The organism is bacterium (genome assembly GCA_035370465.1).
In the GTDB taxonomy this organism is placed as follows: Bacteria; Ratteibacteria; UBA8468; order B48-G9; family JAFGKM01; genus JAGGVW01.
Window position 1 is genome coordinate 17,520 of record DAOOVW010000024.1, and the last position, 8,115, is coordinate 25,634.

At 30.0% G+C, this 8,115-nt stretch carries 6 protein-coding genes; all 6 read right to left on the reverse strand.

Features of this window, described 5'->3' with window-relative positions; all coding sequences use genetic code 11:
- Positions 1-126: 126 nt before the first annotated feature.
- Positions 127-846, reverse strand: coding sequence for an ATP-binding cassette domain-containing protein (locus tag PLW95_04675; GenBank protein ID HOV21958.1), 720 nt, complete (start codon positions 844-846; stop codon positions 127-129).
- Positions 839-1,681, reverse strand: coding sequence for a DUF86 domain-containing protein (locus PLW95_04680; protein HOV21959.1), 843 nt, complete (start codon positions 1,679-1,681; stop codon positions 839-841). Before PLW95_04680 ends, PLW95_04675 begins: the two co-directional genes overlap by 8 nt.
- A gap of 86 nt (positions 1,682-1,767) precedes the next feature.
- On the reverse strand, positions 1,768-3,462 hold the full coding sequence (locus PLW95_04685) for a formate--tetrahydrofolate ligase (protein ID HOV21960.1): 1,695 nt from the start codon (positions 3,460-3,462) through the stop codon (positions 1,768-1,770).
- Positions 3,463-3,836: 374 nt separating this feature from the next.
- Positions 3,837-6,971: a glycosyl hydrolase gene (locus tag PLW95_04690; GenBank protein ID HOV21961.1), complete on the reverse strand. Its 3,135-nt coding sequence runs from the start codon at positions 6,969-6,971 to the stop codon at positions 3,837-3,839.
- Positions 6,962-7,771: a formate/nitrite transporter family protein gene (locus tag PLW95_04695; GenBank protein HOV21962.1), complete on the reverse strand. Its 810-nt coding sequence runs from the start codon at positions 7,769-7,771 to the stop codon at positions 6,962-6,964. Before PLW95_04695 ends, PLW95_04690 begins: the two co-directional genes overlap by 10 nt.
- Positions 7,768-8,115: methylenetetrahydrofolate reductase (locus PLW95_04700; GenBank protein HOV21963.1), on the reverse strand; the 348-nt coding region annotated here is incomplete at its 5' end. The genes PLW95_04700 and PLW95_04695, both read right to left, overlap by 4 nt.

Genomic DNA, 8,115 nt, shown 5'->3' on the forward strand with positions numbered 1-8,115 from the left:
AAAAGGGGGAAATTTACACTTTTCACTAATAAGGCCTGTCCGTCGCAATTTCTGGCGGAGAAGGTAGAGATGGATTTCTCTTTGTGTTTTTTTGCCTTTTAGTCAATATAGTTAACAAATAATTATTTACTGGTCCTCGCATTTACATTTTCCGCATTTTTCATATCCATTTTTTCTTATATCCTGAAATATCTTTTCTGGTTCGTCTGAACAACAGAGTTTTCCATTCATAAGAACACATCCTCTTTTTGCAGAAATATATTGTAGAATATAACCAGTATGAGTAATTATTAATGCAGAACTTCCATTTTTTTTAAAAAATTCATTTAGAACTTTACCCATTATTGAGATATTTTCAATATCAACACCTGATTCTGGCTCATCAAGTAAAAGAAGTTTTGGCTTTTGCAATAGAATTTGAAAAAGTTCAGACCTTTTTTTCTCTCCACCTGAAAAATCAACATTTACATCTCTGTCAAGAAACTCTTTTAAATTTAATTTTTCTGCATAATCAAATATAACATCATCATTTTCTTCAAGATATTTCGCTATTTGATAAAGTTTTACTCCACTTATTTCAGGCGGTTGTTGATACATTACCCCTATTCCCATTTTTGCTCTTTCACTTACTGTTAAATTTTTTAAACTTTTTCCATCAAATAATATATCTCCCTCTTTTATTTTGTAATCAGAAACACCCATAATTGATTTTATAAGTGTTGATTTTCCAGAGCCATTTGGTCCAAACATAATAACAATGTCTCCATCTTTTATTGTAAGAGAAAGTTCTTTTAAAATCTCATCTCCCTCTTCTGAAGTAACAATAATTTTATCAACTTTAAGCATTTTTAATCACCTTTTTAACTCTCTCAAGGAAAGTAGGAAATAATTTTTCTACCAGTAAAATAAATTTCTGCATTCTTCTCCATCTTATATCTAAATATTCATGAACAACTATATTACGATATTGTGCTAATGCAGAAAATTCTTCAGCTTCTTCAGGAGAAAAACCCAAAACTGTACAAAAGACCTTTAATGTTTCTTTATAACTTTGAGGTATTGTTTTTTTCTCTGAGGCAAGAATTATTTTTGAAATATCAAGACAACCCATTACAAGATTTTCAATCCATCTCTCCAATGCTCTTCTTTTAATACTATTCTGGTTATATTCCTGCCATGTAATGTTTTTCATAATTTCTATATCAGTAAACTCATTTTCAAGAAATCTCAAATACTTTAAAATTTCTGCCTTATTTTCAGGAGAAATTGATTTTGCTTTTTCAGATATCCAGTAATACTCATCTACAAATTTCCACCAATCCATTGCCTCATAACTAACTTTACATAACAAATTCAAGTAAAGTTTTTTATCAGATATTTTTAATGGTAAACCATCCCTTAAAATTTTATAAACAAGATCTGGACTTGCTCTATTTAAAACAACAAGGTCAATATTATCTGTCTGTAAAATTTCTACAAGTTCTCCCCATATTTTTTCTTCTTCTGGATATTCAAAATTTGCCTCTAATTCCATATATTCTACTGGTTTAAAATATATTCCAATGTCCCAATCAGAAATATTTCTTTGTTGTCCAGTTGCTCTTGAACCAAAAAGAAATGCCATAACAATCTGTGGTTTTGTCTCAAAAAATTTTTTAAGAATTTTTAATTCATTATCCATTTTTATTCCTCTTTTGTTCAATTATTTTACCCTAAATCATAACAAAAGGATAATGTTAAATAAAAAATCAGGAAGGTCAAAAATACTTAAAATAAACCAACTATTTTACCATCTTTATCAATATCAACTTTCTCACCTGCTGGATGAGAAGGAAGCCCTGGCATGGTTCTCATTTCACCACATAAAGGATAAATAAATCCTGCTCCTGCTGAGACCCTTATATCTCTTATTGGCAAAGTAAAACCATCTGGTTTTCCTTTTAAATTTGGGTCGTGGGATAAAGAAAGATGTGTTTTTGCCATACAAATTGGCAAATTCCCAAATCCCCATTTTGTGTATGTCTTTATTTTCTTTTCTGCTAATGGTGAATATTCTATTTTACCAGCACCATAAATTTTTGTTGCTATTGTTTCAATTTTCTTTTTTATATCCCAGTTATCTTCATATAAAAACTTAAAATTTTTCTCCTTCTCTGATGCTTTTATAACTTTTTCTGCTAAACCAATTCCACCCTCCCCTCCTTTTTCCCATACCTCACTTACTTCTACATCATCTGCACCATATTTTAATGATAACTCCTTTAATGTTTCTATTTCTTTTTCTGTGTCAGTTTTAAATTTATTTATTGCAACAACAACAGGAATTCCAAAATATTTAGCATTTTCAATATGTTTTTGGAGATTACAACTACCCTCTTTTAGTGCTTTTATATTTTCTTCAATAAGTCCTTTATCAAGTGGTTTTCCCGGGACGACTTTAAATTTACCTGAATGCATTTTTAAAGCCCTAACTGTACAAACAATAACAACACAATCGGGTCTTAGTCCACTATATCTACATTTAATATCCATAAATTTTTCCATTCCACAATCAGCACCAAATCCACTTTCTGTAACAACATAATCAGATAGTTTCAATGCAATAAGGTCAGCAATTATTGAACTATTTCCATGTGCAATGTTTGCAAATGGTCCTGCATGAACAAAAACAGGTGTATGTTCTATTGTCTGCATCAAATTTGGTTTTATAGCATCTTTCAATAGAACTGCCATTGCTCCTGCACATTTTACATCTTCTGCTGTAACTGGTTTCCCATCTTTTGTCTGTGCAACTATAATTTTTCCTAATTTTTTTCTAAGGTCAAAAATATCTCTTGTTAAGGCGATAATTGCCATAACTTCTGATGCAACTGTTATATCAAAGTTTGTCTCTCTTGGAATTCCGTTTTCTTCTCCACCAAGTCCAATAACTATATGTCTCAAAAACCTATCTGAAACATCAACAACTCTTTGCCAGTTTATTGTCAATGGGTCTATATTAAAAGGATTTCCTTTAAAAACAGAATTATCTACAAATGCTGCAAGTAAATTATGAGCAATACCAACTGCATGAACATCTCCTGTTAAATGTAAATTGAAGTCATCCATAGGAATTACCTGTGAATATCCACCTCCTGCTGCTCCACCTTTAATTCCAAAAACAGGTCCAAGAGACGGTTGCCTTATGCAGGTAAAAACTTTTTTATTCAGTTTTCCTATTGCCTGAGAAAGTCCTATTGTTGTCACAGTTTTACCTTCACCAAGAGGAGTTGGAGTTATTGCAGTTATATCTATATATTTCCCATCTGGTCTATCTTTTATTTTCTCAAGTATATCAAGAGAAACCTTTGCTTTGTAATTACCATATAATTCTAAAAACTTATTATCAATCCCTATTTTCTCTGCAATTTCTCCAATATGTTTTATTTCTGCTTTTTGTGCAATTTCTAAATCACTTAACATTTTTCTTCTCCCATGTTAAAAATACTGTTAAAATTTCTTTTTTTCTCCTCTCTTCCCATTGTGCTTGGAAAAATTTACAAAATCCTTTATATCTTCTGTTGTGTTATCTGAAACTTCCAAAATCCCCTCTACCCCCCTTTAATAAAGGGGGAATTGGGGGATTTCCATCTCCCCTGCGGGGAGAGGCTCATCTATGTACTACGTCCGAGGGGAAAGGATGAGGGGTGCCTTTCTCTCAGAAATCTCTACTTACCTTGTTTTTTCAAAAAACCGGCTCTCACCTCGAATCATACTCTTTTATCTTAACCTTTTTCAAAGGGGAAATATTATTTTCTTTGTGTCTTATCTAACCAGTGTAAGTTAATTCTTACATATTAAATTTCTTGGTAAAAAACAATTTCAGGTGTTTTTAATAAACCAGAAGGAACAATTTGATAACCGTTATAATATTCTTTTTCACCAGGTGTAAATTGTCCTGGTCCAGTCCATTCTGACCATTTTTCAAACCAGTGGAAAGGACCATGAGAATTTCTTCTACTACCAATTACTTCTATTCCAAGTATTATTTCTTCATCATTTTTTGATAAAAATTCTGTAATTTCTACCTCATTTGGTTGCCATGCAATTATCCCTGCCTGTTGCCCATTTACAAAAATCCTTAAAGCAGTTCCTCTATATTCAGGTATTCTTACAAAAATTCTTTTATTATCATTTTCTATTTTTAATTTAGTCATATAAGTTAAATTTCCTGAATAAAAAGGTATCCCTTTTTCTGTCCAATCACCAATTTCAATTTCTTCTGGTTTATTAACAATCCTTAAATCATTATTTTTTTCTATTTTCACTCCAAATTCCCCTTTTATATAAATTATTTCTAACCCAGGATGATTTTCATTATACTTTGTTTGTAAAATAATTTCATTTTTTCCCAATTTTAAAACTGATGGGTCAAAATTTATTTTCCTTAATGATTTATCCACCCACCAACCACTTTCCATCTCTTCAGGAAGCATGTATCCATTTATATAAATTTTATAAAGTTCTGGCTTTTCAATACATATACATAATTCTCCTGATGGAATTTTATCAACAAAAAATTCATATTTTAAATGGATATCCACACTTTTAGGATTTTTATTTATTTTCCTTACCCATGGTTGAACCATTGCTCCCCCTCTTTCTTTAATCCCTAAATATCTTCTCACTTTCCTATCAACTCTTAATATCTCATCTTTTTCATTCCATCTTTCTTGCCCAATTTTATAATATGGCATATCCAGTACAAGAACATTATCTTCTGATAATTTTATTTCCCATTTGTCCTTTTTAATTTCTTTTCTTTCAATTTCTTGTAATTTTTCCTTTTTTTTACATTCAATTGATATTTCTTTTTTGGGTATTAAAAATAATTTACTGCCAAGAGGAGCAAAATTCGTTTTTATTTCATATCCATTTTCTGTTTTATTTATATCGCATTTATAAACATTTCCATTTTCCTGGTCAAATTCTAATGGCTGGTACTTAAATTCAGGAAATCCTTTTATTATTACATTATCAAATTTCATATTTCTTTCTCTAACAGGTGGAAATTTCTCTTTTTTCCATTCATCTGATGTATTACATAAAAATAAATAATAAAAATCATCATCTTCTCTTAAAAGATAAAGAATTGGCTGTATTTCTTTTCCTTTTTCATCTAAGATACTTATTCTTCTGGCTTTTTTTTCAATTTTTTTCAGCCCATCTTCTATATTTTCACCTATATCAAAAATAGATGAAAAATCAAAATTTGCCTTCTCTCCATCAATATATTCAGGAAAATTTTTTATAAATATAACTTCGCCACCTTCTTTTTTAAATTCTTTTAGAAGTTTTAATGTTGAATTTCTTATTGTATATAAAGGTGGAACTAAAACTGCCTTATACTCTGCCTTATTAACTTTTATTTTTGTCTCTTTACCCTTTTTTACTTTTGCCCATCTTGATAAAATTTCTTCATCTCCATAATCAAAATCTACATGTAAAGATAAAAGTGACTCACATAATTTCTCAAACATTTTGTCATATTCAACTACTTCCTCTGCCTTTTCTAAATTTTTTTCAATTAAATTTTTGTTTCTATATATTGCCCACATACTTTCTATTGGATGAAGAACAAGCAGGTCTCTTACTTCATTTCCATTTGTCATAATAAAATTTATCCTTGCAAAATAATCTTCAACCTTTTTGTAAAGATTCCACCATGGTGACTGATAAAATATACTTGCTGGATAATCCCTTTTTGCTTCCCCTAACATTGTGTACCATGAAAGATGTTGACATCTTAAATTTATCCCAAGTGCAACCTGCCAATCACCTAATGCCTTATGACCTAAAAATGGAAAATCCCATCCAGTGCATCCATATGTCTCAGTCAATCGCCATTTCCTTCCAAATTGTCTTGCAACAGAACTTACCTGTTTTGCTGTATTGGAAAATTTTCTGTATTCTGTTAATAAATCCATTCCAGGTGCTTGCATATATTCATAAAACCTTTGACAACTTCCAACAACAGATGTTTGTGATATTAATGTGTCTTCTGCGAGAACATGTCCTGTAAATAACAAATTGTTTTCCTCACACCACTTACCTATTTGTTTTGAAAATGAGGTAGTAAAAAGAAATGTTATACAATCAAAATAATTGTATCGGACTTTTGAAATTTTTTCTCCAACAACATTAAAATAAATTTCTGGTAAAAAATTTAAAATGTCATACCCATATTTTTTCTTAAAGACATTTGCTAATTTTTCAGTCCATGGTGTATCTATCCCATTATCCTCTAAGAAAAAAGAAGTCCCATAATTCGGTTCATCTGTAAAAATTCCTGGGATTGTTGAACCAAAATATTTGCCACAATACTTTTTATATTGTTGATGTGTTACTTTTATAAATTCCTTTACTGCATCTGGATTTAATGTATCTAAATATGTCTGTCCATTATACCAATCACTTTCTTTCTGGATTTTTATAGAAAAAATTAAAATTTTTTCACTTTTTTTTAATTTTATTTCTTCTCCTTTTTTTACTTTTCTATATTCCTTTATATATGGTCCTTCAAAGTCAGCAATAAAAATTCCTTTCACATCTTTTATATTTTTTATTTCATTTACATCATCTAAAATTTTCATATCTAAATATCTCATTCTATATTTTTTATTTTTTGTAACTATTCCACCACCTGCTCCACTTGGCCATCTATCTTCATCATAAAGAAAAGCAAGCATATTTAATTTTTCCCCTTCATCTGCACATGCATTTATATAACTAAACCATTCTTCTGATAAATATGGGGTATCAAGTCCTACTCTTGAATGCATAAAAAATCCACCTAATCCCATCTGTTTCATCATTCTTATCTGCCATCTTAACTCCTTTTCTTCTAATTTTCCATTCCATGCCCAAAAAGGCGCTCCTCTATAATAACAGCCTGGCTCCTTAAACCCCTCAATTATCTTTTTTATTTCCATTTTCTCTCCTTTTTTATAAAAATTCTTCTTATCATTTTTGGGTGAAATATCACTATAAGAGTACCACCTATTATATTTCCTAATGTAACTGGTATAAGATTTTTCCAGATTAACAAAAAATTTTTTAAAAACTGCCCATTTACCATCAAACCCAAAGGTAAAAAATACATATTTGCTATTGAATGCTCATATCCAGATACCACAAAAACCATTATTGGAAAATATATTCCAAATATTTTACCTTCAATTGTCAAAGATGAAATACACATTATTACAGCAAGACAAACAAGCATATTACATAATATCCCTCTACAAAATGACTGGAATAAAGGTAAATTTATTTTTAAAATTGCAATATCAACTGCGACATCTCCTATTGGTGTTAGCCCTGATAAAAAACTTCCAAGTACTCCTGATTTTAGAACAATATAGGATAGAAAAACAGACCCAATAAAATTTCCAATATAGACAACAACCCAATTTCTAATTAATTTTAATAAATTATATTTTCTATCAATCAATCCAAGACACATTAGGATATTACCTGTAAAAAGTTCTGCTCCCGGAATTAAAACAAGCATAAGTCCAACACTAAAAACACTACCTGCAAGAAATTTTAATATAACAGGGTCAACATTTTTGCCACTTAAAATTGTTAAAGATGCATGTGCACCAAAACCAATATAAATTCCAGCAAGAATTCCAAAAAATAAAAGTTCAAAAATTGTTGATTCTGCCTTTTTTATAACAATTTTCTCAAGTTCATTAGAAATTTCTAATGGTGAAAGAAATAATTTCATAAAACCCCCGAGTGTTCAAGAACTTCTGGAACATATTTGTCCCATCCAAGTGGCATTATGTGAATTCCATTACACATATTTTTAACTTCTTTTATTATTTCTACTGCTATTTTAATACTTACTTTTGTCCTTTCTTCTTTTTTTGCCTCTGCTATCATTTTTATATATTTTTCAGGAATACTTACACCTGCAACTTTTTCATTCATATATTTTGCCATACCTGCTGATTTAAGAAGAACAATTCCGCAAAGGACTGGAACATTATAATTTTCAGTCATTTTTATAAATTTTTCAAAAATATTTATATCATAGACGGCCTGTGTCTGAAAAAACTTTGCTCCTGC

What these genes read in the sequence shown, in the direction of transcription:
- PLW95_04690 (HOV21961.1), bottom strand. Translation starts at nt 6,971, where the DNA reads ATGGAAATAAAAAAGATAATTGAGGGGTTTAAGGAGCCAGGCTGTTAT.
- PLW95_04695 (HOV21962.1), bottom strand. Translation starts at nt 7,771, where the DNA reads ATGAAATTATTTCTTTCACCATTAGAAATTTCTAATGAACTTGAGAAA.
- PLW95_04685 (HOV21960.1), bottom strand. Translation starts at nt 3,462, where the DNA reads ATGTTAAGTGATTTAGAAATTGCACAAAAAGCAGAAATAAAACATATT.
- PLW95_04675 (HOV21958.1), bottom strand. Translation starts at nt 846, where the DNA reads ATGCTTAAAGTTGATAAAATTATTGTTACTTCAGAAGAGGGAGATGAG.
- PLW95_04680 (HOV21959.1), bottom strand. Translation starts at nt 1,681, where the DNA reads ATGGATAATGAATTAAAAATTCTTAAAAAATTTTTTGAGACAAAACCA.